This is a genomic window from Sinomonas soli (genome assembly GCF_054782415.1).
In genome coordinates, this window is record NZ_BAAGSN010000019.1 from 46719 (window position 1) to 73112 (window position 26394).

The 26394-nt window shown below is 73.5% G+C and carries 25 protein-coding genes and 2 tRNA genes; 21 read left to right on the forward strand and 6 right to left on the reverse strand.

The features are described 5' to 3' along the window. Positions 1-52 precede the first annotated feature (52 nt). From ACYVKZ_RS17815 to ACYVKZ_RS17830, 4 genes are all read left to right on the forward strand, one after another. Complete coding sequence (locus ACYVKZ_RS17815) at positions 53-2083, forward strand: DEAD/DEAH box helicase (protein ID WP_460993588.1); 2031 nt, start codon at positions 53-55, stop codon at positions 2081-2083. A gap of 162 nt (positions 2084-2245) precedes the next feature. Continuing rightward, positions 2246-2317: transfer RNA gene (locus tag ACYVKZ_RS17820), tRNA-Thr, on the forward strand. A gap of 62 nt (positions 2318-2379) precedes the next feature. Then, positions 2380-2453: transfer RNA gene (locus ACYVKZ_RS17825), tRNA-Met, on the forward strand. 183 nt (positions 2454-2636) lie between these two features. Continuing rightward, a complete protein-coding gene (locus ACYVKZ_RS17830) occupies positions 2637-3743 on the forward strand; it encodes an acyltransferase family protein (protein ID WP_460993589.1) in 1107 nt (368 codons plus the stop codon). A gap of 83 nt (positions 3744-3826) precedes the next feature. On the opposite strand, the gene ACYVKZ_RS17835 is transcribed toward ACYVKZ_RS17830, so the two are convergent. Further along, a complete protein-coding gene (locus tag ACYVKZ_RS17835; protein ID WP_460993590.1) occupies positions 3827-5005 on the reverse strand; it encodes an ROK family protein in 1179 nt (392 codons plus the stop codon). A gap of 119 nt (positions 5006-5124) precedes the next feature. On the opposite strand from ACYVKZ_RS17835, the gene ACYVKZ_RS17840 reads away from it, so the two are divergent. From ACYVKZ_RS17840 to ACYVKZ_RS17865, 6 genes are all read left to right on the forward strand, one after another. Continuing rightward, entirely contained in the window at positions 5125-6828 is a 1704-nt protein-coding gene (locus tag ACYVKZ_RS17840) for a glycoside hydrolase family 13 protein (RefSeq protein ID WP_460993591.1), read from the forward strand. A 79-nt stretch (positions 6829-6907) separates the two neighbouring features. Then, positions 6908-7354, forward strand: a complete 447-nt coding sequence (locus tag ACYVKZ_RS17845; RefSeq protein WP_460993592.1) for a pyridoxamine 5'-phosphate oxidase family protein — start codon at positions 6908-6910, stop codon at positions 7352-7354. Positions 7355-7508: 154 nt separating this feature from the next. Beyond that, positions 7509-7700 carry a hypothetical protein gene (locus ACYVKZ_RS17850; RefSeq protein ID WP_307004620.1) on the forward strand — a complete coding sequence of 64 codons (192 nt, stop codon included), beginning with the start codon at positions 7509-7511 and terminating at the stop codon, positions 7698-7700. Between the two features lie 73 nt (positions 7701-7773). Beyond that, positions 7774-8664, forward strand: a complete 891-nt coding sequence (locus ACYVKZ_RS17855; RefSeq protein ID WP_307004618.1) for an HpcH/HpaI aldolase/citrate lyase family protein — start codon at positions 7774-7776, stop codon at positions 8662-8664. Between the two features lie 17 nt (positions 8665-8681). Next, entirely contained in the window at positions 8682-9611 is a 930-nt protein-coding gene (locus ACYVKZ_RS17860; protein WP_460993593.1) for a DUF2797 domain-containing protein, read from the forward strand. Between the two features lie 77 nt (positions 9612-9688). After that, positions 9689-9913: a DUF3188 domain-containing protein gene (locus ACYVKZ_RS17865; protein WP_460993594.1), complete on the forward strand. Its 225-nt coding sequence runs from the start codon at positions 9689-9691 to the stop codon at positions 9911-9913. Here ACYVKZ_RS17865 and ACYVKZ_RS17870 read toward each other — a convergent pair. Next, on the reverse strand, positions 9903-11618 hold the full coding sequence (locus ACYVKZ_RS17870; RefSeq protein WP_460993595.1) for a SulP family inorganic anion transporter: 1716 nt from the start codon (positions 11616-11618) through the stop codon (positions 9903-9905). The genes ACYVKZ_RS17865 and ACYVKZ_RS17870 overlap by 11 nt on opposite strands. After that, positions 11615-11995 carry an ArsR/SmtB family transcription factor gene (locus ACYVKZ_RS17875; protein WP_460993596.1) on the reverse strand — a complete coding sequence of 127 codons (381 nt, stop codon included), beginning with the start codon at positions 11993-11995 and terminating at the stop codon, positions 11615-11617. Before ACYVKZ_RS17875 ends, ACYVKZ_RS17870 begins: the two co-directional genes overlap by 4 nt. Positions 11996-12076: 81 nt before the next feature. Here ACYVKZ_RS17875 and ACYVKZ_RS17880 point away from each other — a divergent pair, with 81 nt between their 5' ends. The 11 genes from ACYVKZ_RS17880 (at position 12077) to ACYVKZ_RS17930 (ending at position 23950) form a co-directional block, all read left to right on the forward strand. After that, a complete protein-coding gene (locus ACYVKZ_RS17880; protein ID WP_460993597.1) occupies positions 12077-12541 on the forward strand; it encodes an FAS1-like dehydratase domain-containing protein in 465 nt (154 codons plus the stop codon). A gap of 35 nt (positions 12542-12576) precedes the next feature. Then, a complete protein-coding gene (locus ACYVKZ_RS17885) occupies positions 12577-13011 on the forward strand; it encodes a MaoC family dehydratase (protein WP_460993649.1) in 435 nt (144 codons plus the stop codon). A gap of 6 nt (positions 13012-13017) precedes the next feature. Then, a complete protein-coding gene (locus ACYVKZ_RS17890) occupies positions 13018-14340 on the forward strand; it encodes an MFS transporter (RefSeq protein WP_460993598.1) in 1323 nt (440 codons plus the stop codon). 13 nt (positions 14341-14353) lie between these two features. After that, complete coding sequence (locus ACYVKZ_RS17895; protein WP_460993599.1) at positions 14354-15418, forward strand: UDP-N-acetylmuramate dehydrogenase; 1065 nt, start codon at positions 14354-14356, stop codon at positions 15416-15418. Next, positions 15415-16149: a TetR/AcrR family transcriptional regulator gene (locus ACYVKZ_RS17900; protein ID WP_460993600.1), complete on the forward strand. Its 735-nt coding sequence runs from the start codon at positions 15415-15417 to the stop codon at positions 16147-16149. Before ACYVKZ_RS17895 ends, ACYVKZ_RS17900 begins: the two co-directional genes overlap by 4 nt. 49 nt (positions 16150-16198) lie before the next feature. After that, positions 16199-17341: a 3-hydroxyacyl-CoA dehydrogenase family protein gene (locus ACYVKZ_RS17905; RefSeq protein ID WP_460993601.1), complete on the forward strand. Its 1143-nt coding sequence runs from the start codon at positions 16199-16201 to the stop codon at positions 17339-17341. 25 nt (positions 17342-17366) lie between these two features. Further along, the gene (locus tag ACYVKZ_RS17910) at positions 17367-18548 is read left to right on the forward strand and encodes an acyl-CoA dehydrogenase family protein (protein WP_460993602.1); all 1182 of its coding nucleotides are present in this window, start codon (positions 17367-17369) and stop codon (positions 18546-18548) included. Between the two features lie 17 nt (positions 18549-18565). Next, a complete protein-coding gene (locus ACYVKZ_RS17915; protein WP_460993603.1) occupies positions 18566-20209 on the forward strand; it encodes an AMP-binding protein in 1644 nt (547 codons plus the stop codon). Then, complete coding sequence (locus ACYVKZ_RS17920) at positions 20206-21495, forward strand: acetyl-CoA C-acyltransferase (protein ID WP_460993604.1); 1290 nt, start codon at positions 20206-20208, stop codon at positions 21493-21495. The genes ACYVKZ_RS17915 and ACYVKZ_RS17920 overlap by 4 nt, the downstream gene beginning before the upstream one ends. A 158-nt stretch (positions 21496-21653) precedes the next feature. Further along, the gene (locus ACYVKZ_RS17925) at positions 21654-22775 is read left to right on the forward strand and encodes a winged helix DNA-binding domain-containing protein (protein ID WP_460993605.1); all 1122 of its coding nucleotides are present in this window, start codon (positions 21654-21656) and stop codon (positions 22773-22775) included. A 215-nt stretch (positions 22776-22990) separates the two neighbouring features. Further along, on the forward strand, positions 22991-23950 hold the full coding sequence (locus ACYVKZ_RS17930) for a hypothetical protein (protein WP_460993606.1): 960 nt from the start codon (positions 22991-22993) through the stop codon (positions 23948-23950). Positions 23951-24059: 109 nt separating this feature from the next. Here the strand turns inward: ACYVKZ_RS17930 and asd are convergent, their stop codons facing one another. From asd to ACYVKZ_RS17945, 3 genes are all read right to left on the reverse strand, one after another. Then, on the reverse strand, positions 24060-25187 hold the full coding sequence (gene asd, locus ACYVKZ_RS17935) for an aspartate-semialdehyde dehydrogenase (RefSeq protein ID WP_460993607.1): 1128 nt from the start codon (positions 25185-25187) through the stop codon (positions 24060-24062). Positions 25188-25309: 122 nt separating this feature from the next. Beyond that, positions 25310-25720 (reverse strand): hypothetical protein, encoded by a 411-nt coding sequence (locus ACYVKZ_RS17940; protein ID WP_460993608.1) that lies wholly within the window; start codon positions 25718-25720, stop codon positions 25310-25312. Beyond that, a complete protein-coding gene (locus ACYVKZ_RS17945) occupies positions 25717-26385 on the reverse strand; it encodes a hypothetical protein (protein ID WP_460993609.1) in 669 nt (222 codons plus the stop codon). Before ACYVKZ_RS17945 ends, ACYVKZ_RS17940 begins: the two co-directional genes overlap by 4 nt. Between the last annotated feature and the right edge of the window lie 9 nt (positions 26386-26394).

Genomic DNA, 26394 nt, shown 5'->3' on the forward strand with positions numbered 1-26394 from the left:
GTAACTGACCGACGACGAGCCTCCCCGGCTCCCCACCTGCGAGGACACACGCATGCCTGAAACCATCGAGAAGCCCGAGACCATCGAGAACTCCGAGGCCATCGAGACCCCCGAGACGACCACCCCCGCCGCCGAGGTCACCCCCACGGACGACGAGGTCACCCCCACGGACGCTGCGGACGACGCCGCGCCCTCCACCGAGGACGACGGCACCCCCCGCTTCGCGGACCTCGGCATCGACGGCCGCGTCCTCGCGGCGCTCGCCGACGTCGGCTACGAGAAGCCGTCCCCCATCCAGGCGGCGACGATCCCGCTCCTGCTCGAGGGCCGCGACGTCGTGGGCCTGGCCCAGACCGGCACCGGCAAGACCGCCGCGTTCGCCGTCCCCGCGCTCTCGCGCCTGGCCGAGCTCCACGACCTCAACGGCCCGTCCCGCGCCACCCAGGCGCTCGTGCTCGCCCCGACCCGCGAGCTCGCGCTCCAGGTGGCCGAGGCCTTCACGTCCTACGCCAAGCACCTCGACGACTTCACCGTCCTGCCGGTCTACGGCGGCTCGGCCTACGGCCCGCAGCTCGCGGGCCTCCGCCGCGGCGCCCAGGTCGTAGTCGGCACGCCCGGCCGCGTGATCGACCACATCGAGAAGGGGTCCCTGGACCTCTCCGAGCTGCAGTACCTCGTGCTGGACGAGGCCGACGAGATGCTCCGGATGGGCTTCGCGGAGGACGTCGAGCGCATCTTCCAGGAGACCCCGGACGGCCGCCAGGTGGCGCTGTTCTCGGCGACCATGCCCTCGCAGATCCGCCGCCTGTCCAAGCAGTACCTCAACATGCCGGAAGAGGTCACGGTCAAGTCCCAGACCACGACCGGGAAGAACATCCGCCAGCGCTACCTCCAGGTCATGGGCGCGCACAAGCTGGATGCCCTCACCCGCATCCTCGAGGTCGAGGAGTTCGACGGCGTCATCGCGTTCGTGCGGACGAAGATGGCCACCGAGGACCTCGCCGAGAAGCTGAAGGCCCGGGGCTTCCAGGCCGCCGCGATCAACGGCGACATCGCCCAGGCCCAGCGCGAGCGCACCGTCGAGGCGCTGCGCGCCGGGAAGATCGACATCCTCGTCGCCACCGACGTTGCCGCCCGCGGGCTCGACGTCGAGCGCATCAGCCACGTCGTGAACTACGACATCCCGCACGACACCGAGGGCTACGTGCACCGGATCGGCCGCACGGGCCGCGCCGGCCGCAAGGGCGACGCGATCCTGTTCATGACCCCGCGCGAGAAGTACCTCCTGCGGGCGATCGAGAAGGCCACGCGCCAGCCGGTCGAGCAGATGCACCTCCCCACGGCCGAGACGGTCAACTCGCTGCGCATGAGCAAGTTCGCCGACCGGATCACCGAGACCCTCGAGTCCGAGGACGTCTCGATGTTCCGCGACCTCATCGCCTCCTACGAGAACGAGCACGAGGTGCCCGCGGCGGAGATCGCCGCGGCGCTCGCGGTCATGGTGCAGGGCGACACGCCGCTCTTCGTCAAGGAGCTTCCCTCCACGCCGGAGTTCCAGAAGCGCGACCGCAACAAGGACGGCTTCGGCTCGCGCGGCCCGTCCCGCTCGGTGACCGAGGGCAACGCGACCTACCGCATCGCCGTCGGCCGTCGCCAGCGGGTCATGCCGGGCTCAATCGTGGGCGCGCTCGCGAACGAGGGCGGCTTCCACTCGAGCCAGATCGGCGGGATCGACATCCGCGCGGACCACTCCCTCGTGGAGCTGCCGGCGGAGCTGTCCTCCGACCAGTGGAAGGCCCTGTCCAAGACCCGGATCGGCGGCGAGCTGATCAAGCTCGAGCTCGACTCGGGCCGCCGCCCGAACCACGACGGCGAGCGCGGCGGCGAGCGTGGCGGTTTCCGCGGCCGCAGCGACCGCGGTGACCGTGGCGGCGACCGCGGGTTCGGCGGCCGTCCGGACCGTGGTGGCCGCAGCGGCGGACGCGACCGCGACGACCGCGGGTACGCCGGCGCCGGCCGGGGGAGCTTCGGCGACCGCAAGCCGCGCCACGGCAAGGACGGCGGCCGCAGCCGCGCCTGGTGATTCCACAGCGCCTGACGGCGGGCCCGTCCCCGGAGATCCGGGGGCGGGCCCGCCGCGCTTCCGGTCCGCGGCGCGGAGCGGCGGGCGCCCGCTCGGCGGAGCCGGACGCGGCCCTGCCGATTTGGTGAGGCCGCCGCTCTTCCGGTAAAGTATCTGTCTGTTGCCCCCCTAGCTCAGTGGTAGAGCGCCATCTTGGTAAGATGGAGGTCACGGGATCGATTCCCGTGGGGGGCTCTCGCAAGGAGGGTCCGCGTCAACCGGTGTTGACCGGATGGCGCGCCCTTTTTCCTTGTCGTGGCGGTGTAGCTCAGCTGGTTAGAGCGCACGACTCATAATCGTGAGGTCCCGGGATCGAGTCCCGGCACCGCTACAGGCAGGACCCCCGGGAGACCGGGGGTCCTTTTCTGTGTCCCGGCCGCTCCCTTTTCTCTGTCCCGGCTGCCCTGTCCCCGCACCCCGGTCTGATTCCTGGCGCGTCCCTCTGGGTAAGCTTCCTCAAAGTGGTCCCAAGGCATCTCCGCTACACTCTCTCGGACCCGAACGAGAGGAAAGCATGACGGCAACAGCCACTGTCAGTCCAGCAGCGCCGACCCGGCCCCGCGCGGGGGGCCTGGGCCATGTCCCGGCGCTCGACGGCATCCGCGCCCTCGCCATCATCCTGGTTGTGGTCTACCACGCCGTCATGCCGGTGCACATCGGCGGCGCCGGCGGCGTGGACGTCTTCTTCGCCCTCTCCGGCTTCCTCATCACCACCCTGCTCCTGGAGGAGCACGACGCGCACGGAGGCATCTCGCTGCGCCGGTTCTACCTGCGGCGCGTCATCCGCCTGTACCCGCCGCTGCTGATCATGCTGGCCGTGGTGTTCGTGCCCATCGCCGTCCTCATGGGCACCGGCAACGCCACCTGGGGCTCGCTCATGGCGCTCTTCTACCTCATGCCGGTCGGCGCCGAGACGGGCGCCGACAGCCTCTCCGCCTACGCCCACACGTGGACGCTCGGGCTCGAGGAATGGTTCTACTTCGTCTGGCCGATCGCGCTCGTGCTCCTCGTGAAGGGCGCCCGCACCGTCCAGGGGAGGCGCCGGCGGCACGCCATCGCCGTCGCGGCAGCCGCGGCGGTCGGCCTCGGCGCCTGGGCCCTCGTGCTCGAGGCCACCACGGGCCACATGTCCTTCATCCTGCGCGCGAGCGGCCTGTTCGCCGGCTGCGCGCTGGCCCTGATCCTGCACGGCTCACACCGCGCGGCACGTCCCTGGCATGCCCTGCTCGGCGTCGCCCTCGTCGGCTTCTCCGTGGTGCACTCCTCGCTCGTTCCCCTCTCCACCGTCGATACCCTCGCGGCGGCGGCGGGCACGCTGCTGCTCATCGTCGCGATCGTGCGCGGCAAGGTCGGCCCCCTGCAGCGCGTCCTCTCGCTGCGGCCGCTGACCTACGTGGGCCGCATCAGCTACGAGATCTACCTCTGGCACTACCCGGTGCTGTGCCTGCTCGGCGTGCTGGCCCATTCGCAGTTCCTCGAGGTGGGGGCGATCGCCGGCCCGCTCTCGTTCGTGCTGGCGGCCGGCGCACATGCCGCGACCAAGCCCCTCGTCGCCTGGCTCAGGGCCCGGACAGCCACCTGGGCGCCCCGGGCCGCCGTTCCCGCCGCAGCAGCGGGCTGACGCCACCGGCCCCCCGGGCGGCCCCCCCCCGGGCGGCCCCCCCGGGCGCGCCTCTGGGCGTCTCGCGGCCCGGGGGCGTCCCGCTAGGGCAGCTCGATCGCGAGGGCGCGGTCGGCCACGTCGTCGAGCGCCCGGCGCACCGCCCCGATGGCCACCGCGTCACCCCCCAGCGAGGACACCTCCACGCGCGGCGGGGTGTCCGTGAGGCGCGGGAGCTCCTGTCTGATCCGCGGCAGCAGCGCCGCTGCCGCGCCGGCCACCGCCCCGCCCAGGACCACGAGCTCCGGGTTGAGGAGCGTGCCCAGGACGGCGACGACGCGGCTCATGTGCTCCGCAAGGCGCGCGAGCACGCGCAGGGCGCCCGGATCGCCGTCGTGCGCGGCCCGGAAGACCGCCTCCGCGGTGACCTGATTCGGCGCGAGGCCCGCGAGCCCGCCTTCCGCCGCGGCCTCGGCGCCCCAGGAGCGCGCGAGCTGGCCGATGCCGTGGGGACCAGCGGCGCCTTCCACGAGGCGCAGGAAGGACAGCTCGCCCGCGCCGCCGTGGCGGCCGCGCAGGAGCCGTCCCGATTCGAGCAGCCCCGCGCCGAGGCGCTCGCCGGCGAGCACCACGGCGACGTCGTCCACCCCGCGCGCCGCTCCGCGCCACTGTTCGGCCAGAGCCGCGAGGTTGGCGTCGTTCTCGAGGATCACGGGCCACCCGTGGCGCGCCCGCAGGCCCTCGGCGAGGCCCACGTCGAACTGCTCCCAGAAGTCCCGCGGGGTCGCGATGCGTCCGTCGCGGTCCACGGGCGCTGCCACGCCGGCAGCCACGGCGAGCACGCGCTCGGGCCTCGTGCCGGCCGCCGCGAGGGCCGCGAGGGCCGTCGTGCTCACCGTGTCGACCCGCCCGGCGGCGCCGGCCCCGGGGAAGGTGCCGGTGGACGAGCCGAGCGGGCGTCCGCGGAGGTCCGCCACGAGGGCGGTCGTCTTGCCGGCGCCCATGTCGAGGCCGAGGACCACCCCGGCGTCGGCGCGGAAGGCGAAGGTGCGCGGCGGCCGCCCGCGACCGGCCTCGGCCCGTTCGGGGTCGAGCCCGACCGCCCAGCCCCGGCGCACGAGGTCGTCGCCGACCGAGATCGCGGTCGCGCGGCTCAGGCCAGTGGCCTCCACGAGCTCTGTCGCGGTGAGCCCCGCGTCGGGGGCTTCCCGGAGCCTCCGCAGCACCGTCTCGGCGTTGGCGAGCCGCACCACATGCGGCCCCGCCGCAGGTCCTCTCCTCATTCGCTTGACCTCCCCCTCGCGCCGACCGAATAATGGACTCCGGCATTGATTTAGATTCTAAATATAAAGCGCGGGGACGTGATGCGCACCCGCGGCAGACCCATGGAACAGGAGGACCGGTGCCCACCACCGCCCACGAGCCCGACCGCACGAACCCGTCCGCCGACTGGTGGCGCCAGGCCGCCGTCTACCAGATCTATCCCCGCAGCTTCGCCGACTCGAACGCGGACGGCCTCGGGGACATCCCTGGCATCACCTCGCGCGTGCCCTACCTCGCGAAGCTCGGGATCGACGCCGTCTGGCTCAGCCCGTTCTACCCCTCGGCGCTCGCCGACGGCGGCTACGACGTGGATGACTACCGCAACGTGGATCCCCGCCTCGGCACCCTCGAGGACTTCGACGAGATGGTCTCCGCGCTGCACGGCGCCGGCATCAAGGTGATCGCGGACATCGTCCCCAACCACACCTCGGACCGCCACGCGTGGTTCCAGGAGGCGCTGGCCGCGGAGCCCGGCTCCCCGGCGCGCAACCGCTACATCTTCCGGGACGGCAGGGGCGAGCACGGCGAGCTGCCTCCGAACGAGTGGACGTCGATCTTCGGCGGCGGGGCGTGGGAGCGCGTCACCGAGCCGGACGGCACCCCGGGCCAGTGGTACTTCCACCTGTTCGCCAAGGAGCAGCCGGACCTCAACTGGGACAACCCCGAGGTGCACGAGGACTTCCTGACGACCCTGCGCTTCTGGTCCGACCGCGGCGTCGACGGCTTCCGCGTGGACGTGGCGCATGGCCTCAAGAAGGACATGGACGGCGCGCACGACGACCTCGCCACGATCCACCGCGCCGACCTCTTCGCCCTCGGCGAGCACCCGCTGTGGGACCGCGACGAGGTCCACTCGATCTACGCCGAGTGGCGCAAGGTGTTCAACGAGTACAACCCCCCGCGCGCCGCCGTCGCCGAGGCCTGGGTCCATGCCGACCGCCGCGCCCGGTACGCCTCGCCCGAGGGCCTCGGACAGGCCTTCAACTTCGACCTCCTCCAGGCCGAGTTCGACGCGGCCCAGTTCCGCGAGGTCATCACCAAGAACCTCGCGGAGGCCGCCGCCACCGGGGCCTCCTCGACGTGGGTGTTCTCGAACCACGACGTGGTGCGGCACGCGACCCGCTACGGCCTGCCCAAGGGCACCGGCCGCGGCGGCGCCGGCGCGGACGGCAAGGACTGGCTCCTCGACGGCGGCGACCCGGCCGAGGTGGACGCCGCGCTCGGGCTGCGCCGGGCCAAGGCCGCGACGCTGCTCATGCTCGCCCTGCCGGGGTCCGCCTACCTCTACCAGGGGGAGGAGCTCGGCCTGCAGGAGGTGGGCCGCATTCCGGAGAAGGACCGGCAGGACCCCACCTACTTCCGCAACCGCGGCGTGGAGATCGGCCGCGACGGCTGCCGCGTCCCGCTTCCCTGGGAGCCCAACGGCACCTCGTTCGGCTTCGGGGCCAACGGCTCGCACCTGCCGCAGCCGGCATGGTTCAAGGACTACGCGGTGAGCGTCGAGGAGGAGGACGCCGGCTCGACCCTGGCCTTCTACCGCCGCGCGCTGGCGCTGCGCCGCGAGCTCGCCGGCGAGGAACGCCTCGAGTGGGCGGACGCCGCGGACGAGGACGTGCTGCACTTCGCGCGCACCGCGCCCGAGGGCGGCGCCTGGCACGTCGTGGCCAATTTCGGCGCGGCTCCGACGGAACTGCCGGACGGGGAGCTCCTGCTCTCGAGCGTGGAGGTCGAGGGCGGCAAGCTGCCCGGCGACGCGACGGCCTGGGTGCGCACGCGGGCCTGAGGCAGCAGGGGGCGAAGGGCCCTTCCGCGCCTGCGCGCTCCATGGGAGCCTAGGGGAAGACCACCGACGGGGAGGGGCCATGGCCGACGTCAACGCGGACTTCCAGTACGGGCCGGGAGCCCGCCACGAGGACTACGATCTGGACGCCGAGCAGTGCTGGTCACTGCTCGGCGCCTCCGGCGTGGGCCGCTTCGCGTTCGTCCATGAGGGCCGGGTCGCCGTCTACCCCGTCGGGTACCTCGTCTACGGCGGCGCCATCCACTTCCGCACCTCGCCGGACGGGACCGTGGCCCACAGCCTGCCCCAGGACGGTGCCGCCCTGCAGGTGGACGCGATGCAGCCGGCCGTCCAGGCCGGATGGTCCGTGCTCGCGAGCGGGCGGGCCGAGATCGTCGAGGACGCGGGCGAGCTCACGGCCCTCTTCGGACGGATGGTGGACGAGCCGTGGGCCGGGGGAGTGCGGGACACCTTCGTCCGCGTCCGCCCCGACCGGCTCAGCGGCCGGCGCGTGTACCTCGCCCAGTAGCGGCAGGCGCCCGCTGTGGTCCGGAGGCCACGCCGACCCTCGCCGTGCCATTAGTAAAGTCGCTTGACATATTGCCGCCGCAGGCGTGCACTTGATGCATCGAGGTTGGCTGGGGAGCCCGATTCTTCGACCGTTCGTCAGTCAGGAGAGTCCCATGGCCGAGCAGGAGACTGTCGCCAGCCCCACCCCCCACGAGGCGTCCCGTCCCGCCGAGAGGCGGCCCAAGGCCCCCGATCGCCGCCGCGCCGATTCCGTCCCCTCCTGCGTGCCCCGCCTCCCGGCGGGAATCCGCTGGTGGGAGGCCTGCGGCGGCTGGACGGCGGGCTACCAGCTGGGCGTCTTCTGAGCCGGTCCGGCCCGGCCCCCGAGGTGGGCCCTCCGATGTGCCAGCGGGGCCTCCGCGGCGCTACGGTGGACCCATGACCTCACCTGCTTCCGCCGATTCGACGCGCCCCGTGGACGCCTACCGCCCCGCCCGCCCCGCGCGCGACATCAGCCCGGAGATCGCCCGCTCCTGGCTGCTCGTCAACGCGATGCGCACGGAGCTGTTCGACGAGTCGGCAGGATCCCGGGCGGACGCCATCATCCTCGACATCGAGGACGCCGTGGACCCGTCGCACAAGGACGAGGCCCGCGAGAACGTCTCACGCTGGCTGACCGCCGGCGGCCGCGCCTGGGTGCGCGTCAACGACGCCACGAGCCCGTTCTGGGCCGATGACCTCGCCGGGCTGCGCGGAACCCCCGGCCTGCTCGGCGTCATGCTCGCGAAGACCGAGTCCGCCGACCAGGTGACCGAGAGCTTCCACCGGATGGACGGGAAGACGCCGGTCATCCCGCTCGTCGAATCGGCGGTGGGCATCGAGGAGGCCAACCGCATCGCCAAGGCCCAGGGTGCCTTCCGCCTCGCCTTCGGATCGGGCGACTTCCGCCGCGACACCGGCATGGCCGCGACGCCCGAGGCCATGGCCTACCCGCGCGCGAAGCTCGTGGTCGCCTCCCGCGTGGGCAATCTCCCGGGCCCGATCGACGGACCCACGGTCGGCACGAACCACCCGATCCTGCGCGAGCAGAGCGCCATCACGGTGATGATGGGCATGACCGGGAAGCTGTGCCTCGCCATCGACCAGACCACCGTGATCAACGAGGTCATCTCCCCGACCCCGACCGACGTCGCGTGGGCCACCGACTTCATGCACGACTTCGAGGCCAACGGCCGCGTGATCCGCGACGGCTCCGACCTGCCGCGCCTGGGCCGCGCCGAGAAGATCATGAAGCTCGCCACGGCGTTCGGCGTCCAGCCGGCCGTCTAGGCACCCAGGCCGCCGCGATGGAAGGCGGGCCCTGGCTCGTCCACGGCATCACCTGGGACGGCCCCGCCGACCACGGCGGAGCCCCGTCGCTCAGCGTGGCGGGCACGGACGGCTCGCTGCGCGGCATCCCCCTCACGCCCGGGCTGCGCCTGGGCTGGCGGGCGCTGGACGCGCGCGTCCACTGCCTCGGCTTCACCACGGTGCACTCCGCCGAGGCGCGCACCCGCGTCCCGTGCCCGGACTGGGCGCTCGCAGCCCACGGCGTCGCGTGCCCTGCCTGCGAGCAGCGCGACGACACCCGCCTGATCCATGCCTTCCACCGCAGCGGGAAGGTCCCCGACGGGCTGCGGGACTACCTCATGCAGCCGCACTGGCTCTACCTCGCCGCGAGCGCCGCGGGGCAGCTCAAGGTCGGCACCGCGAGCTCGGTGCGCCGCTGGAACCGGCTCGCCGAGCAGGGCGCGGCCGCGGCCGTGTACGTCGCCGCAGCGGCCGACGGCCGCGTGGTCCGGGTCCTCGAGGACGCCGTGACCGCCGGCCTCGGGATCAGCCAGGCGATCAGCTCCGCGGCCAAGCTGGCGGCCTTCGCCCGCCCGCTCGCCGGACCTCGCCTCGCCCGGCTCCTCGACGCCCGGGCCGCCGAGGTGACCCAGCTGCTCGGCGAGGTGGGAGGCATCGGAGGCTTCGACGTCGTGCACGAGAGCTGGCAGCCGCCGGCCGCGGCGAGGGGGCTGCTGTCCGCGGCGCCGAGGAGCGCCTATCCCGCCGACCCCGGCGTGGGAGAGCACGCCCTCGCCCTCGCCTCGGTCCTCGGCCCGTTCGCGCTCGGGGCTGCGGGACCGGAGGCCGAGGCCTTCGTCGCCCACCTCGGCCGGCTGCGGGGCAGGAGGATCGAGCTCGGGCCGTTCGAGAGCACCCTCCCGGCCCGCCAGGCCCCGCTCTTCTGAACCGGCTGCCCGCCCGGGCGGTGCGTTCCACCGGGAGCTTTTCTGCCGCGGGCCTCCGCACGCCTAGACTGGACGCCGTGCCGAACGACTACTGGGAGACCGCCTCGCCGCTCTACAAGAAGGTCGTGTTCTCGGGCATGGCCTTCCTGGGGATCGGGATCGTGCTGAGCATCGTCGCGAACCTCGGCCACGTCACGTGGCTCCCGTACCCCTCGATCGCGGTCATCGGCGTCGGACTCGTCATCCACATGGTCGGGCTCGGGATCCGGGTCCGCGAGACGAAGCGGCGGCTCAGGAAGTAGCGCCGGCCAGCCGGGCCCGCCGCACATGGCTCCGGGCGTGCTCGACGGCGTCGCCCAGCGAGTCGAAGAGGTGCCGGTGGTGGCGCAGTTCCGCGATCACCCCGACCCGGCGCACCAGGTCGAGATGCTGGTCCTGGACCCCCTTGAGGAGCACGGTCACGCCGCGGGCCTCGAGCGTGCGGATCGCCTCGACGAGGGTCTGGGCCCCCGTCGCGTCGAGGTAGCGCAGCTGGGACAGGCGCAGGACGACGACCTCGATGCCGTCGGCAGATGAGGTGCGGGTGACCTCCTCGAGCACCCGCTCCGCCGCGCCGAAGAACATGAGGCCGTCGAGGCGGAAGACGGCGATGTGCTCGTCGCCCTCGTGCGCCGGCCCGGGGATCGGCTCGCGCCGTACGCTCCCGAGCTTCGCGAACTGGCGCAGCGTGAGCAGGGCCGCGGCGACGAGCCCGATCTGGATTGCGACGATCAGGTCGAAGGCGACGGTGATGACGGCGGTGAGCACGAACGCGACGGCGTCCTGCCGCGTCGAGCCGAGGATCCGGCGGGCGGTCCGCACGGAGACCATGCGCCCGGCAGTGACCATGAGGACGCCGGCGAGGGCCGCGAGCGGGATCTGGGCGACGAGCGGCGCCGCCAGGTAGACGACGCCGAGCAGCACCAGGGCGTGGACGATCGCCGCGATCCGGGAGCGGCCGCCGGAGCGGACGTTCACTGCCGTCCGCGCGATCGCCCCGGTGGCGGGCAGGCCGCCGAAGAGCCCCGCAGCGAGCGAGGCCAGCCCCTGGCCCACGAGCTCGCGGTCCGGGTTGTACGGTCCGGTGGTCCGCCCGTCGGGTCCGGAGAGCCCGGAGGCGACCCGCGCCGAGAGGAGCGACTCGATCGCGGCCAGCGCTGCGACCGCCAGCGCCGGGCCGGCCAGGGAAGGCAGGTCCGAGAGGCCGAGGACTGGAAGGGCCGGCGCCGGGAGCGAAGCGGGCAGCGGACCGATGCGCTCGACGTCGAGGCCCAGCAGCCCGGCACCCAGGGAGGCCACGAGGACCGCGATGAGGCTGGCCGGCAGTGCCCGGTGGATCCGCGGCACCAGGAGGGTCACCGCGGCAACGAGCACGACGACGCCCACGCTCGCCGCGGCGCGGGGCCACGGCGCGGCAGCCACCGCCGCGGCCGCCGCGACCGCCGTGTTCTGGCCGGGGGCGACGTGCGCGGAGACGGCGAGGGGAACCTGCTGGAGGAAGATGATCACGCCGATCCCGAGCGTGAAGCCTTCCACGACGGGCCACGGGATATAGGCGACCGCCCGCCCGAGCCGCGAGGCGCCGAGGGCCACGAGGACCGCCCCGGCCAGGACGGAGAGCAGGGCGACCGCGCCCGCCCCGTGCGAGGCCACGATCGGCGCGAGGACCACGACCATGGCGCCGGTGGGCCCGGAGACCTGCACGTGCGAGCCGCCGAAGACCGCGGCCACGAGGCCGGCCACGATCGCGGTCACCAGCCCGGCCTCGGCGCCGACCCCCGAGCTCACCCCGAACGCGAGTGCGAGGGGGAGGGCCACGATGCCGACGGTGAGGCCGGCGACGAGGTCGCCGCGCCAGGTGCGGCGCGTTCCCGCGTAGTCGGACGCCTGGGGGAGGAGGGCCCGGAGCGCGCCGAGCCTTCCGGGCTTCACACCGCGCCCCGCGGGCGGGGATTCGGCGGCGTTCATCGGGCCGCGCCGTGGTGCGCGGCGACCGAGGGCAGGGCCGAGGCGGCCTCGAGCTGCTCGCGGGTCTCGGAGAGCGTGTCGAGGAGGAAGGTGCGGGCGATCGCGAGGAGCTCGGCGACCGTGGGGTGCGCGAGCGAGTACGTCACCGAATTGGCCGTGCGGACACTCGTCACGACGCGGTGGCGGCGCAGCGTCGCCAGATGCTGCGAGAGGTGGGAGGCCTCGAGCCCGGTGCCCTCAAGCAGCTCGCTCACCGGGCAGGACTGCCCGGGCGAGGCCGCGAGGATCTCGAGGATGCGGATCCGGGCGGGGTGGGCGAGGCCCTTGAACAGGTTCGCCTTGATCTCGTAGAGCGGCGCCTCGCGGTCGCTGAACATGCTGCCTCCATATGATGGCTTGATGAATCCATCATATCGCTGTCCACCGGGGATGTCAGTGCCAGCGGCTAGGCTTTCCCCATGGCCATCAACCCCGACCTCGCCGGTCGCGTCTACCCGCCCGCCGAGGTGTACGACGTGGCCCGCGAGAAGATCCGCGAGTTCGCCCGCGCCGTCAAGGCGGGGCACCCCGCCCACTACGAGGTCGACGCCGCGCGCGCCCTCGGGCACGCCGACCTCGTGGCCCCGCCCACGTTCGCGATCATCGTGGCCCAGCGTGCCGACGCCCAGCTCATCGCGGACCCCGAGTCGGGCATCGACTTCTCCCGCGTGGTCCACGCAGAGCAGCGCTTCACGCACCACCGCCCGATCGTCGCCGGGGACCGGCTCACGGCCGAGCTCCACGTCGACACCGTGCGCGCCATGGGCGGCGGCGCCATGATCACCACCCGCGCCGAGATCCGCGCGCTGGGCACCGGCGACGCCGACGGCGAGAGCGTCGCCACGACCGTCTCGTCGATTCTCGTGAGGGGAGAGGGCCAGTGAGCACCGAGGACAGCCTCCAGCCCGGCAGCGCCGTGATGCCCGTGTTCGACCAGCTCGAGAAGGGCCTCGAGATCGGCCGCCGCGAGGTCGCCGTGACCCGCGCGGACCTCGTCCGGTACGCCGGGGCCTCGGGCGACTTCAACCCGATCCACTGGAACAGCGACTTCGCCGTCGCCGTCGAGCTGCCGGGCGTGATCGCGCACGGCATGTTCACGATGGGCGCCGCCGTCCAGCTCGTCGTCGACTGGGCCGGGGACCCGGGTGCCGTGCTGGACTACCAGACGCGCTTCACCAAGCCCGTCCCCGTCCAGGACACCACCGGCACCGAGGAGCCCGGCGCGGTCCTCGAAGTCGTCGGAACCGTCGGGGCCCTGGACCCCGAGGCCCGCACGGCGCGGATCGACCTCGCCGTCACCAGCGCCGGCCAGCGGGTGCTGACCAAGGCGCAGGCGCTCGTCCGGCTGGCCTAGCGGGCCGTGGCCCGGCTGCCAGCGCTGCGGCTGCCAGCGCCGCCCGTGCCCGCCGAGGTCCGGCGCTGGCACCTCGCCGTCATCGTCGCCTACGGCGCGAGCGGCATCGCCTTCTCGAGCTGGGTCTCCCGGGTCCCCGCGCTGCGCAGCGACCTCGGCCTGAGCCCGGGCGGCGTGGGCCTGCTCCTGCTGTGCATGACCTTGGCCTCCTTCGCCTCGGTCTCGGCGTCGGGGCTCGTGGTCATCCGGCTCGGCTCGGCCCGCACCATCCAGGCGGGCTCGATCCTGGTGGGCGCGGGCCTCCTCGTGCTCGGCCTCGGGGCGTCCGTGGTCCGCTCGCCGGTGGCCGCGGCCGTGGGGTTCGCGGTGATCGGCCTCGGGACGGCGAGCTGGAACACCGCGTCCAACGTCGAGGGCGCCGCCGTGGAGCGCGCCCTGCGCCGGTTCATCATGCCCAGGCTGCACGGCGCCTTCAGCCTCGGCACGGTCCTCGGCGCCGTGGTCGGCACCTGGGCCGCGGCCGCCGCCGTGCCCCTCGCGTGGCACCTGGGCGCGGCCGGGATCGTGGTGGTCGGAGCCGTCGTGGTCGCCGGGAGCTTCCTGCGCGCCGACCGCGCTGCCGGCACCGCGCACGACGGCGCCGTCCCCGCCACCGGGGAGCACCCGGCGTCGTCCGTGCTCCCCCCGCCCGGCGAGGCCGACGGCGCCGCCCCCACCGGAACCGTCTCCGAGGGCGCGGGCCCGGGCGGCCGGGCGCAGGTCGCGGCTGCCTGGCGCGACCGCCGCACCGTGCTGCTGGGCGTGATGGTCCTCGGACTCGCGCTGGCCGAGGGCGCGGCGGGCGACTGGGTCGCGCTCGCGCTCGCGGACGGCTACGGCGTCTCCCAGGCCGTGGGCGCGGTGGGGTACAGCGTGTTCGTGTGCGCGATGGCCACTGGCCGGTTCCTCGGCACGCCGGTGCTCAACCGGCATGGCCGCGTGACCGCGCTGCGGGCCTGCGGGGTGCTCGCGCTGCTCGGGCTCGCCGTGTTCGTGCTGGCGCCCGCGCTGTGGCTCGCGTTCGCCGGGCTCGTGGTCTGGGGGCTCGGGGCCTCGCTCGGCTTTCCGGTCGGGATGTCCGCCGCCGCCGACGATCCGCTCCACGCCGCCGCCCGCGTCTCGGTGGTCTCCACGATCGGGTACGGCGCGTTCCTGTGCGGGCCGCCGCTGCTGGGCTTCGTGGCCGAGTTCACCGGGGTGCGCTACTCGCTGCTGACTGTCCTGCTCTTCGTCGTGGTCAGCGTGGTGCTCGCCGGCCAGGCGGCCCGCCGGCCCGTGCCGGCCGTGTGACTAAGCTGGACGGGTGAGCCAGACCCTCCTGTCCTCCCTGACCACCTCCGCCGTGGGCGGCCCGGCCGCGCGCTTCGAGGAAGCCCACAGCGAGGCCGAGATCATCGACGCCGTGCGCACGGCCGACTCCGCGGGGGAGCCCCTGCTCATCATCGCCGGCGGCTCGAACCTCCTCGTCTCCGACGACGGCTACCCCGGGACCGTGCTGAAGATCGCCTCCCAGGGCCTCGAGGTCAACTCCGCGGACACGTGCGGGGGAGTGTCCGTCAGGGTCCAGGCGGGACACTCGTGGGACGCGCTCGTGGACCACGCGGTGCACCACGCGTGGAGCGGGATCGAGGCCCTCTCCGGCATCCCGGGCTCCACCGGCGCCACCCCCGTGCAGAACGTCGGGGCGTACGGGCAGGACGTCTCGCAGACCGTCTGGCAGGTGCGCACGTGGGACCGCGAGGCGAACGCGGTGAAGACCTTCGTCCCGTCGGAGCTGGCCTTCGGCTACCGCGACTCGGTCCTCAAGCGGACCACCGCCAACGGTTCGCCCCGGTACGTGGTCCTCACGGTCGAGTTCCAGCTCGCGCTCGGACGGATGGGGGCTCCCGTGCGGTACGCCGAGCTCGCCCGGGCCCTCGGCGTCGAGCCGGGCCAGCGCGCCTACGCGACGGACGTCCGGCGCGAGGTCCTGCGCCTGCGCGGCTCCAAGGGCATGGTCCTGGACCCGGCGGACCGCGACACCTATTCGACCGGCTCCTTCTTCACCAACCCCGTGCTCGCCGAGGCGGAGGCCGCGTCCCTGCCCGAGGGCGCCCCGCGGTACCCGGCCGGTGAGGGACTCGTGAAGACCTCCGCGGCGTGGCTCATCGAGCACGCGGGCTTCCCCAAGGGCTACGGCCTGGGCGCGGACAGCGTCACCGGCGGCCGGGCCTCGCTGTCGACGAAGCACACACTCGCCCTGACCAACCGTGGGGACGCGACCGCGAAGGACCTCCTGGCCCTCGGCCGCGAGGTGCGCGACGGGGTCCGGGCCCGCTTCGGGATCGAGCTGCACAACGAGCCGCTCCTCATCGGGCTCGAGCTGTGAGCGACGCAGCCGGCCGGCGCCTCGACGTCGCGGCGGCCGCCGTGCGGCTCTACGCCGAGCACGGCTACGAGGCCACGAGTGCAGACCAGATCGCCGCGGCCGCGGGCCTGTCCAGGAGCACGTTCTTCCGGCAGTTCCGGTCCAAGGAGGATGTGGTCTTCGCCGACCACGACACGCTCCTCGAGCAGGCCGAGGCCTTCCTCGCCGGGCCCCACGCCGACCCCTGGGAGGCCGTGTGCCGCGCCGCGGGGCTCGTGTTCGAGCACTTCGCGGCGCTCGGCGATCTGGCACAGCTGCGCTACCAGGTGGTCAACCGCGAGCCGGGCCTGCGCGACAAGGAGCTCGTGACGACGTTCCGCTACGAGCGGCTCTTCCAGCGCTACCTCCGCTCCGCCGTCCCGGGCATCGCGCCCCTCGATGCGGTCCGCTTCGCCTCGACCGTCATCGCGACCCACAACTACTGCCTGCGCCAGCTCATGCGCGGCGAGCCCGGATTCGACGCCGCACGCCTGCGGGCCGAGCTGGACGCCGTGCGGCGGCTCTACGGCGTGGCGCCGGCCGAGACCCCGGCGGGCGGCCCCGGCCCCGCGCCCGCCGCCGGCCCGCCCGCCGGCCCTCCGGCGGCCGGCGCCCCGGACGACGTCGTGGTCGCCGTCTTCCCGCGCTCGGTGCCGCCCGCGGACGTCGCCCGGAGGATCCGTGAGGCCCTCGGCGGACTCCCGAACGCCTGACACTCGGTTTCAGTTGACCTGACACTGAGTTTCACGGTTACATGGTGGTGTGTCCCACGCCACCGCCGCCTCGGCAGCCCCCGCAGGATCCCTCGGCCCCGCAGCCTCCACCGTCCCCCGCCCGGTGCGCTCGATCGGCGTGATCGGTGCGGGCCTCATGGCGAGCCAGCTCGCCACGCTCTTCGCGCAGCAGCTGCGCGTGCCCGTGACCATGAGCGACCTCTCCGCCGACCGCGTCGAGGCCGCCCGGGCCGGCATCCGCGCCCGCCTCGACCGCGCCGAGGCCAGGGGACGCCTCGCAGCCGGAGAGGCCGCCGAGATCGCCGCCCTCATCACCGGCACCACCGATCCCGCAGACTTCGCCGGCTGCGATGCGGTCATCGAGGCCGTGTTCGAGGAGCTCGACGTCAAGCGCGCCGTGTTCGCCTCCGCCGAGTCCGCCGTCGCCCCGGACGCGCTCCTGCTCACCAACACCTCCTCGCTCTCGGTCGAGGCCATGGCCGAGGGCCTCGAGCATCCCGAACGCGTCGTCGGCTTCCACTTCTTCAACCCCGTCGCGGTCCTGCCCCTCCTCGAGCTCGTCCGCACCCCGGTCGCCTCCGACGCCGCGATGGCCCACGCCGCGCGCCTCGCGGCCGCCCTCGGCAAGACCGCCATCCCGGTCGCGGACGCCCCGGGCTTCGTCGTCAACCGCCTCCTCACCCGGCTCTTCGGCGAGGTGCTGGCCGAGACCGAGGCGGCGGCCGCCGCGGGAGGCGACCCGCTCGCCGTCGACCGCGCCGTCGCCCCCTGGGGCCTGCCGATGACCCCGCTCACGCTGATCGACTACATCGGCACGGCCGTCCAGCAGCACATCTGTGCCACCATGCACCGCGCCTACCCGGACCGGTTCCCGCTCTCGCCGTGGCTCGCCGCGGCGGCCGAGGCCGGCGTGCGCCGCCTGCTCGCGGACGACGGCGGGCTCGCACCCGAGGCGGCCGCCCTCCTTCCGGCGCGGGCCGGCACCGGCACGGGGGAGCGCGTGGACCAGGCGCGCGTCCTCGAGCGCGTCCGCGCAGCCCTCGCCGAGGAGGTCGGCATCATGCTCGCCGAGGGCGTCGTCGCCTCCGCCGAAGACCTCGACCGGTGCATGGTGCTCGGCGCCAACTACCCGGCCGGCGGCCTCACCCCGCTCCTCGCAGCCCAGTCCTGACCCCTCACTCCCTCGAAGGATCCCCATGCCCGACTACGACGTCTCCGCCGCCCTCGACACCGACTACTACGCGGCGTTCGAGGACCTCCCCGCCGAGGACCGCGCCCACTGGGACCGCGCCCGCGCGTTCAGCGACGAGGCCCTGCCCCAGATGAACGAGTACTGGGACCGCGCCGAGTACCCGCTGCACCTCGTCAAGCGGATGGGGGAGCTGAACCTCCTCGCCGACGGCATCGAGGTCCCCGGCCTCGAGCCCATGAGCCCCCTCGCCGCGGGCCTCGTGAACATGGAGATCTCCCGCTGCGACGGCTCCCTCGGCACCGTCGTGGCCGTGCAGGGCGGCCTCGCCCTCCGCTCCATCGCCTTCCACGGCTCCGAGGAGCAGAAGGAGCGCTGGCTCGGGCCGCTCGCCCGGGGAGAGGAGCTCGGCTCGTTCGCCCTCACGGAGCCGGACCACGGCTCGGACTCGGTCTCGCTCGAGACCACCGCGCGCCGCGACGGGGACGAGTGGGTCCTCGACGGCGAGAAGAAGTGGATCGGCAACGGCGCCTCCGGCGGCGTCACGGTGGTGTGGGCCCGTGACGAGGAGGGCAACGTGCGCGGCTTCCTCGTTCCGCAGGACACTCCCGGCTACGAGGCCGAGGTGATCGGGGGCAAGGGCTCGCTCCGCGCGATCCACCAGGCCCGCATCCGCCTGCAGTGCGCGCGCATCCCGGCCGAGAACGTCCTCCCGGGGGCCAAGACGTTCAAGGACACCTCCAAGGTGCTCGTGGCGACCCGTCTCGGCGTGGCCTGGTCCGCGCTCGGGCACGCGACGGCCGCCTACGAGGCCGCCGTGACCTACGCCGGGCAGCGCGTCCAGTTCGGCAAGCCGCTCGCGAAGTTCCAGCTCGTCCAGGACCGTCTGTCCCAGATGCTCGCCGAGCTGACGAGCATGCAGCTGCACTGCGTCCACCTCGCGCGCCTCGACGCCGAGGGCCGGATGCGCCCCACGCAGGCGTCCATGGCCAAGTACCACAACACCCGCAAGGCCCGCTTCATCGCCTCGACGGCCCGTGACCTCCTCGGCGGCAACGGCATCCTCCTCGAGAACCACGTGGTGCGCCACATGATGGACATCGAGTCGATCCACACCTACGAGGGCACCGAGAGCGTCCAGGCCCTCCTGATCGGGCGCGACGTGACCGGCGTGGGCGCGTTCGCCTGAGCGGCGGAGGACACCCGATGCAGGCCAACTACTCGGCGCTCAGCCCCCTGCGGTTCCTCGAGCGCTCCGCTGCAGTCTTCCCCGGCAGGACCGCGATCGAGCACGGGTCCCGCCGCTACACCTACGCCGAGTTCGGCGCCGAGGCCCAGCGCCTCGCCAAGGCCCTCGCGGCCCGGATCCAGCCCGGCGCCCGCGTCGCGTTCATCGCCCCCAACGTCCCCGAGCTGCTCATCGCGCACTTCGCCGTGCCGCTGGCCGGAGGGGTGCTCGTGGCCCTCAACACGCGCCTCGCCGCCCACGAGGTGAAGTACATCCTCGAGCACTCCGAGGCCGCCCTCCTCTTCGCGGACGCCGAACTGCTCGCGACGGTCGACGGCGTCGCGGACCTGGGCGGCCCGGCCGCCGGGGTGCCGGTCGTCGTCGTCCCCGACAGCGAGGCCGGCGCCTCGGCGACGGACCCGCGCGAGGAGGCGGCCGGCGTCGGGCGCGAGCTGTACGCGGGCTTCCTCGCGGGCGCCCCGGACGGGCCGGACCTGCCGTGGGGCGTCGACGACGAGCAGGCACCGATCACCCTCAACTACACCTCGGGCACTACGGGCAGGCCCAAGGGAGTGCTGTACTCCCACCGGGGCGCCTACCTCAACGCCCTCGGCGAGGCCCACCACCAGGGCTTCGACGGGGACACCCGGTACCTGTGGACCCTGCCGATGTTCCACTGCAACGGCTGGTGCACGCCCTGGGCCGTCACCGCCGCCGCCGGGACCCACGTGTGCCTGCGGGCGGTCCGGCCCGAGCCCGTCTGGGCCGCGCTCGACGACGGCGTGACCCACCTGTGCGGGGCACCCACCGTGTGCTCGATCATCGCCGACGCCGAGCAGGCGCACCCCCTCGCGGCCCGAGGCGCCGGCCCGCTGCGGATCACGACGGCGGGGGCGCCGCCCTCGCCCACGATCATCCGCCGGCTCTCCGATCTGGGCGTGCAGGTGGTGCACGTGTACGGGCTCACCGAGGTCTACGGGCCCTACACGATCTGCGAGTACCAGGACGCGTGGGACGCGCTCCCCGCGGACGAGCGCGCCGCGAAGCTGTCCCGCCAGGGCGTGGGGATGGTCCAGGCCGAGACGGCCCGGGTCGTGGAGGTCGGCACGGCCGGCGGGCTCCGCGATGTCCCCGCCGACGGCGAGACCCTCGGCGAGATCGTCCTGCGCGGCAACAACGTCATGCTCGGCTACTACAAGGACCCCGAGGCGACCGAGCGCGCGTTCGCCGGCGGCTGGTTCCACACCGGCGACCTCGGCGTCATGCATCCCGACGGCTACATCCAGCTCAAGGACCGGGCGAAGGACATCGTCATCTCCGGCGGCGAGAACATCTCGACGATCGAGGTCGAGCAGGCCATCGTCTCGCACCCCGAGGTGCTCGACGTCGCCGTGATCGGCATGCCGGATCCCCGCTGGGGCGAGCGGCCCGTGGCGTTCGTGGTCCGCGCGGCCGCGTCGCAGCTCACCGCGGACGCCCTGTCCGGGCACGTCCGCGGGCTCCTCGCCGGGTTCAAGGTCCCGCGCGAGATCCACTTCACCGACCAGCTGCCCAAGACCTCCACGGGCAAGACCCTCAAGCACGAACTGCGCGCCCTGGCGGCAGCGGAAGGAGCACGATGAGCACCCCTGAGACCCAGAATGCAGGCGCCCCCGCGCAGGGACATGACCCCTCAACGCAGGGACATGACCCCTCGGCGGTGAGGGGTCATGTCCCTGGGCCCGGCGCCCCCGACGACGTGGTGATCGTCGGCGCGGCCCGCACGCCCCAGGGCAAGCTGCTCGGCCGGCTCTCCTCGCTGTCCGCGGTGGAGCTCGGCGCGGCCGCCATCGCCGGGGCCCTGGGGCGCGCCGGGGTCGCGGCAGACGACGTCGATGCCGTGGTGATGGGCCAGGTCCTGCAGGCCGGTGCGGGCCAGAACCCGGCCCGCCAGTCCGCCGCCGCGGCCGGGATCCCGCTCACCGCGCCGGCGGCCACCGTCAACAAGGTGTGCCTCTCCGGCCTGTCCGCCGTCATCGAGGCCGCGCGCATGCTGCGCCTCGGCGACGCGCGCATCGTCGTGGCCGGCGGCCAGGAGTCCATGAGCCAGGCGCCGCGCCTGGTGGCCGGGACCCGATCCGGGACCGCCTACGGCCCGATGGAGCTCCTCGACGCCACGGCCCACGACGGCCTCACCGATGCGTTCGATCACGAGGCCATGGGGCTCGCCACCGACCGCGCCAACGCGGCACTCGGGCTCACGCGGGAGGAGGCGGACGCCGTCGCTGCGGCCTCCCACGTGCGCGCCGGTGCCGCGGCCGCCGCCGGCGTCTGGGCGGCCGAGATCATCCCCGTCAAGGTCCCGCAGCGCAAGGGCGCCGTGCTCGAGGTCGCCGAGGACGAGGGCATCCGGCCCGACTCGACCCCCGAGACCCTGGCGAAGCTGCGGCCCGCCTTCTCCCCGGACGGGACCGTCACCGCGGGGAACGCCTCGCCCATCTCCGACGGGGCCTCGGCGCTCGTGCTGACGACCCGCGCGGAAGCCGAGCGGCGCGCGCTGGAGGTGCTCGCCGTCGTGCGCGCGCACGGCCAGATCGCCGGACCGGACACGACGCTCCCGGACAAGCCGGCCAAGGCCATCTCCGCGGCGCTCGGGCGCGAGGGCTGGTCTGCGGACGACCTGGACCTCGTCGAGGTCAACGAGGCCTTCGCGTCCGTGGCTGCGCATTCCGCGGCGCTGCTCGGCGTGCCGATGGACCGCGTGAACGTCAACGGCGGGGCGATCGCGATCGGGCACCCGATCGGCGCCTCCGGCGCGCGCGTGGTCGTCACGGCCGTGCACGAGCTGCTGCGCCGTGGCTCCGGACGCGCCGCCGTGGCGCTGTGCGGCGGCGGCGGGCAGGGCGACGCGCTGCTCCTCGAGCGCTGAGCGCCCCCCCCTGACACCCCGGCCTGGCCCCGTCTGAAAGTCGCCTTCTGAGAGTCAGGTCCTGGAGCTCGCCTGATGTGACTCCCACAACCTGACTCTCAGACTCTCCCGGTCGGATCAGGACGCGTGCTGTCCGCGTCCCGGGGCACCATGGACGCATGGAGTCTTGGGAGAGGCCGCGAGGGCTGCGCACGACGACGGTGGCGCGCCTCAGGCTCGCCGCGCAGGGCCTGCTTCCGGTCGCCTCGGCGGGGGACCGGGTGGGGCCTGCGCCCGACCCGGTCTCCGCGGTGCGCCGCATGGGAGCGCTGCAGAGCCAGGACCTCCAGTCGGGTCTCCTCGCGGTCGGCCTCAGGACGCGAGCGGGGACCGCCTCCGGGGTGGCGGCCGCGCTGGCGCGCGGGGCGATCGTGCGCACGTGGACCATGCGGGGCACGCTGTTCACCGTGGCGGCTGAGGACGTGCGGATGTTCGTGGGGCTCGCCCACCAGCGGGTGATGCGCACGGCCGCGGCGCGCCACCGGCACCTCGGAATCAGCGAGGAGGACGTTGCGGTGGTCCGCAAGGCCGCTGAGAGCAGGCTCTCGGGCGGGGGCGGGCTGACCCGCCCCGAACTCTTCGAGGCATTCGAGGCCGCTGGACAGCCCACTGCTGCCCAGCGTGGCATCCACCTGATCTCGATCCTGAGCCACCGCATGGTGCTCGTGCAGGGGCCCCTGCGGGGGCGGCAGCAGGAGTTCCGGCTCGCGGACGAGTGGCTGCCGGCCGGCGCCGGCCTCGCCGGGGACGACGCCCTCGAGTACCTCGCCGAGCGGTACGTCGCCTCGCACGGGCCGGTCGAGGAGCGGGACTTCGCCTGGTGGCTCGGCCAGCCGCTCGGCGCGGTGCGCGGACCCTTCGCGGCCGCGGCGGCGCGGGCCGAGCAGGTGGCCTGGCAGGGCCGCGCCCTCGCCTGTGCGCCCGAGATCGCCGCGCTCGCGGACTCCCGGGCCGGAGCCCGCGCGGTGGTCGCGGTGCCCGGCTTCGACGAGCTGGCCATCGGCTACCCGGACCGCTCCGTGGCGATCCCCGAGCCCTACCTCCAGAGACTGATCCCCGGACTCAACGGGACGTTCAAGGCGATGGTCACCGTGGGCGGCCGTGCGGTGGGGACCTGGACCAAGGGCGGCCGGCCCGGTGCGCCCCGCGTGGAGCCGGAGCTCTTCGAGGACCTCGGCCCGGCGGCCTCGGCGGCGCTGGCCAGAGCGGTGTCCCGGATCGAGTCCTACTGGGCGCGGTAGGCGGCCACGGTTCTTCGGCCCGGGGCATGATCGGTGCTGTGCCGCATGATCGGTGCTGCCCAGCACCGGTCATGCGTCCGAGGACCGATCGTGGGCTGAGGAACGTTAAGGCTAAGGAACGGGTGCGGGACGTCGTGGCGCGGAGGCGGTCCGAGTTGTCCACAGTCGCCGGCAGCCGGGTCGATCACCCTCACTGATTGCGCAAGACTCCGAGCATGGAGTCTGCAGCCATTCGAGCACTGGTGGAGGAGCGATGGCCCGCGTCCGCCGTCGCGACCACGGACATCCTCGCCGCTGCTGGAATCACAGACCGCGCGCTGACTGCGGCCGTCCGTGCCCGGTGCGTGCACCGTGTCCGCCGGGGCGCCTACGTGCTCGCCACGGCGTGGAACGCAGCAGCCCCGTGGGAGAAGGACATGTACCGAATCGACGCGCACGCCGCCACCCGTGCGACGCCGGCCACGTACAGCCACGTGACCGCAGCGCGACTCCTCGGGTGTGCTGTGTGGGACGTAGGCGAGCGGATCCATCTCACGGTGCCCTATGCCTCGTCCGCCCGGAGCCACGGGCCCGACGTTGCAGCGCACCGACAGCCGGTCGGTGACGAAGACCTCGTGCACGTCCTGCGCGGCGGTCGAACGCTGCGCCTGACGTCGATCGACCGGACGGTCTCGGACTGCGCGCGCATCCTCGACCTCGAGCGCGCCGCGGTCGTAGGGGACCACGCTCTGCGGCGCGGTGCCTCTGTCGAGGGGATCGCCGCAGCGGCGGAGCGGTCCGGACTGGTGCGGGGGACCCGGAGGGTCGAGCGGCTGCTCGAGGTGCTCGACGTCCGTGCCGAGTCTCCAGGAGAGACGCGCACGCGTATGGCGCTCGCCGCCGCCGGCGTTCCTGCGCCCGTACTGCAGTTCGAGGTCATGACCGAGGAAGGCCTCTTCAGAGCAGACTTCGCATGGCCCGAGCTCAAGGTCATCCTCGAGTTCGACGGCGACAGCAAGTACTTCGCCTATCGGCCCACGGCGGAGGTCCTCCTCGCCGAGCGAAGGCGGGAGAACGCGCTGGCCGCGGCCGGGTGGGTGATCGTCCGCGTCTGCTGGGCAGATCTCCGCACGCCGGGCACGATCGCGGCGAAGGTCAGAGCCGGGTTCGCCCGGGCTGCAAAGCTCGCCAGCTGATGCGCAGCACACACGAACGGCCCCCGGCCGCACGATCGGTGCTGGCCAGCACCGTCCATGCGGCCGAGGGCCGTCTGAATCGCAGGACCTCAGCCGTCGGAGGGAGGCCTCAGAGGGTCCCGGTGGCGATCTTGAGCATGCGGCGCAGCGGCTCAGCAGCGCCCCACAGGAGCTGGTCGCCCACGGTGAACGCCGAGATGTACTCCGGCCCCATCTCGAGCTTGCGGATCCGGCCCACGGGGATGTCGAGCGTGCCGGACGCGGCGACTGGGGTGAGCTGGTCCATCGAGGCCTGCTTCTCGTTGGGCACCACGTGGGCCCACTCGTTGTCGGCGTCGATGATCCGCTCGATCTCGCCCACCGAGAGGTCCTCGCGCAGCTTCAGCGTAAGGGCCTGCGAATGCGAGCGCATGGCCCCGATCCGCACGCAGAGGCCGTCCATGATCACCGGCTCGATCGGCGCGCCCGCACCGGTTCCGAGGATCTTGTTGGTCTCGACGCCGGCCTTCCACTCCTCCTTGGACTGGCCGTTGCCGAGGTCCGCGTCGATCCACGGGATGAGGGAGCCGGCGAGGGGGACCCCGAACTGGGTCGCGTCGACGCCGCCGCGCTGGGCCGCGAGCACCTTCCGGTCGATCTCGAGGATGGCCGACGCCGGGTCGGACAGTTCCGCGGCCACCGCGCCGCTGAGCGTGCCGAACTGGGTGAGGAGCTCGCGCATGTGCCGCGCGCCGCCGCCGGAGGCGGCCTGGTACGTCATCGACGTGCCCCATTCGACGAGGTTGTTGCGGAACAGCCCGCCGAGCCCCATGAGCATGCAGGAGACGGTGCAGTTGCCGCCCACGAAGTCCTTCACGCCGGAGGCGAGGCCCTCGTCGATGACCTTCCGGTTCACCGGGTCGAGGACGATGATCGAGTCCTCGTTCATGCGCAGCGTCGACGCCGCATCGATCCAGAGGCCGTCCCACCCCGTCGCGCGCAGCTGCGGGTGGACCTGCTTGGTGTAGTCGCCGCCCTGCGCTGTGACGATGATGGGCAGCTTCTTCAGCGCCTCGAGGTCGTACGCGTCCTCGAGGGCGCCGGCGCCCTCAGCGAAGGCGGGGGCTGCGCCGCCCGCGTTGGAGGTCGAGAAGAACACGGGATCGATCGAGGCGAAGTCGCCCTCATCCTGCATGCGCTCCATCAGGACGGAGCCGACCATGCCACGCCAGCCGACGAAGCCTACCGAAGAAGTCATGCCCTCCATTCTACGGGGGCACCGGGAGGGCCGCCTGTGGGATGCGTCTCACCCGTCCCCCGGTCCGCGGACGACGCCGGCCGCCGCGGTCCGCGGTTGCGGAACCACCGGGCGGGCCGGGATCAGGAGCCCGGCCCGGTGGAGGGCTCGGGCACGCCGCGGGAGGCGCGTACTCCCTCGGCTCGGCGTTCGCGGGCGCCAAGGATTGCCGCCCACGCTGCGACGGCGCCGAAGAGCAGGCCGGGCACCGCGATGGCGGCCCCCGGCCCGCCTGTTGCGGCGACCATGGCGCCGGCGATGAGGCACACCGCGCACAGGACGCCCCCGCCCACCGCGAGCGCGATAGCCCCGCGCCGGGTGCGGATAGTGTTGGCCGATCCACTCCGGCGGAAGCCGAGCTCATCGGGCCTGTACAGGACGAGTTCGCCGTCGACGGAGCGGTGCAGGATCCGGCGGTCACCGGCGTCACGGAGGCGGCGGTACTCCGTGACGGCGGCCTCGTCGCGGGCCGCGCGCGCGGGGTCGGTCGTCACGGGGCCTCGCCCCGGAAGTCGCGGAGGCGGGCAACCACCTCGGACTCGTCCAGCGGGCCGGACTCGACCGCCTGCTCCGCGCCGGCTGCGAGGAGCCCGACGATGTAGCGCTCGGGCTCCTCCGCACGCCGTAGGAGCAGCATATGGTCCGGGTCGTTGCGGTTGAGGAACGAGACCCCGGCCTGCGTCCGGCTCGCCAGATGCGCCTTGGCGATGGAGAAGTCGCCCTCCGCGAGCCCCAGCATGGGGTTCCTCGCCATGACGAACCAGCTGTACTGGGCCCTCGGCTGGAGCAGGATCGAGTACTCGGCCCCGTCGACGGTGAACACGTGGTCGTTGCGGTCGGGGGCCAGGAGGGTGATCTCGATCCACCGGTGCGCTGTGCCGAGCGTGTGCGCGGTGGCCGCGACGGGTCCCGAGATGGAGAGCTCGCCGTCCTCGGAGGCGGTGGCCAGACCGCGGGCCACGAGGGACGAGGCGCCAGCGGAGACGCAGCGCACGTCCTTGAGCTCCTCGGTCAGGCGGAGTGCCTCCGCGCTTGCCTCCGTGCCGTCGCCCGGCGCCATCTGGAGGAGGGCCACGAGCTCCGCGAAACCGAAGCCCAGGGACTCCGGATGCTGCGTGTCGGCAGACGGGCTCGTCTCATCGGTCATGGTGTCGATCATGTCAGGTCC

Bases quoted from the DNA above. Each gene is read 5' to 3' on its own strand.
- ACYVKZ_RS17885 (WP_460993649.1), top strand. From the start codon at position 12,577: ATGCCCGTGTTCGACCAGCTCGAGAAGGGCCTCGAGATCGGCCGCCGC.
- ACYVKZ_RS17910 (WP_460993602.1), top strand. From the start codon at position 17,367: ATGCCCGACTACGACGTCTCCGCCGCCCTCGACACCGACTACTACGCG.
- ACYVKZ_RS17880 (WP_460993597.1), top strand. From the start codon at position 12,077: ATGGCCATCAACCCCGACCTCGCCGGTCGCGTCTACCCGCCCGCCGAG.
- ACYVKZ_RS17855 (WP_307004618.1), top strand. From the start codon at position 7,774: ATGACCTCACCTGCTTCCGCCGATTCGACGCGCCCCGTGGACGCCTAC.
- ACYVKZ_RS17850 (WP_307004620.1), top strand. From the start codon at position 7,509: ATGGCCGAGCAGGAGACTGTCGCCAGCCCCACCCCCCACGAGGCGTCC.
- ACYVKZ_RS17925 (WP_460993605.1), top strand. From the start codon at position 21,654: ATGGAGTCTTGGGAGAGGCCGCGAGGGCTGCGCACGACGACGGTGGCG.
- ACYVKZ_RS17920 (WP_460993604.1), top strand. From the start codon at position 20,206: ATGAGCACCCCTGAGACCCAGAATGCAGGCGCCCCCGCGCAGGGACAT.
- ACYVKZ_RS17930 (WP_460993606.1), top strand. From the start codon at position 22,991: ATGGAGTCTGCAGCCATTCGAGCACTGGTGGAGGAGCGATGGCCCGCG.
- ACYVKZ_RS17845 (WP_460993592.1), top strand. From the start codon at position 6,908: ATGGCCGACGTCAACGCGGACTTCCAGTACGGGCCGGGAGCCCGCCAC.
- ACYVKZ_RS17815 (WP_460993588.1), top strand. From the start codon at position 53: ATGCCTGAAACCATCGAGAAGCCCGAGACCATCGAGAACTCCGAGGCC.
- ACYVKZ_RS17835 (WP_460993590.1), bottom strand. From the start codon at position 5,005: ATGAGGAGAGGACCTGCGGCGGGGCCGCATGTGGTGCGGCTCGCCAAC.
- ACYVKZ_RS17875 (WP_460993596.1), bottom strand. From the start codon at position 11,995: ATGTTCAGCGACCGCGAGGCGCCGCTCTACGAGATCAAGGCGAACCTG.
- asd (WP_460993607.1), bottom strand. From the start codon at position 25,187: ATGACTTCTTCGGTAGGCTTCGTCGGCTGGCGTGGCATGGTCGGCTCC.
- ACYVKZ_RS17860 (WP_460993593.1), top strand. From the start codon at position 8,682: ATGGAAGGCGGGCCCTGGCTCGTCCACGGCATCACCTGGGACGGCCCC.
- ACYVKZ_RS17870 (WP_460993595.1), bottom strand. From the start codon at position 11,618: ATGAACGCCGCCGAATCCCCGCCCGCGGGGCGCGGTGTGAAGCCCGGA.
- ACYVKZ_RS17915 (WP_460993603.1), top strand. From the start codon at position 18,566: ATGCAGGCCAACTACTCGGCGCTCAGCCCCCTGCGGTTCCTCGAGCGC.
- ACYVKZ_RS17830 (WP_460993589.1), top strand. From the start codon at position 2,637: ATGACGGCAACAGCCACTGTCAGTCCAGCAGCGCCGACCCGGCCCCGC.
- ACYVKZ_RS17945 (WP_460993609.1), bottom strand. From the start codon at position 26,385: ATGATCGACACCATGACCGATGAGACGAGCCCGTCTGCCGACACGCAG.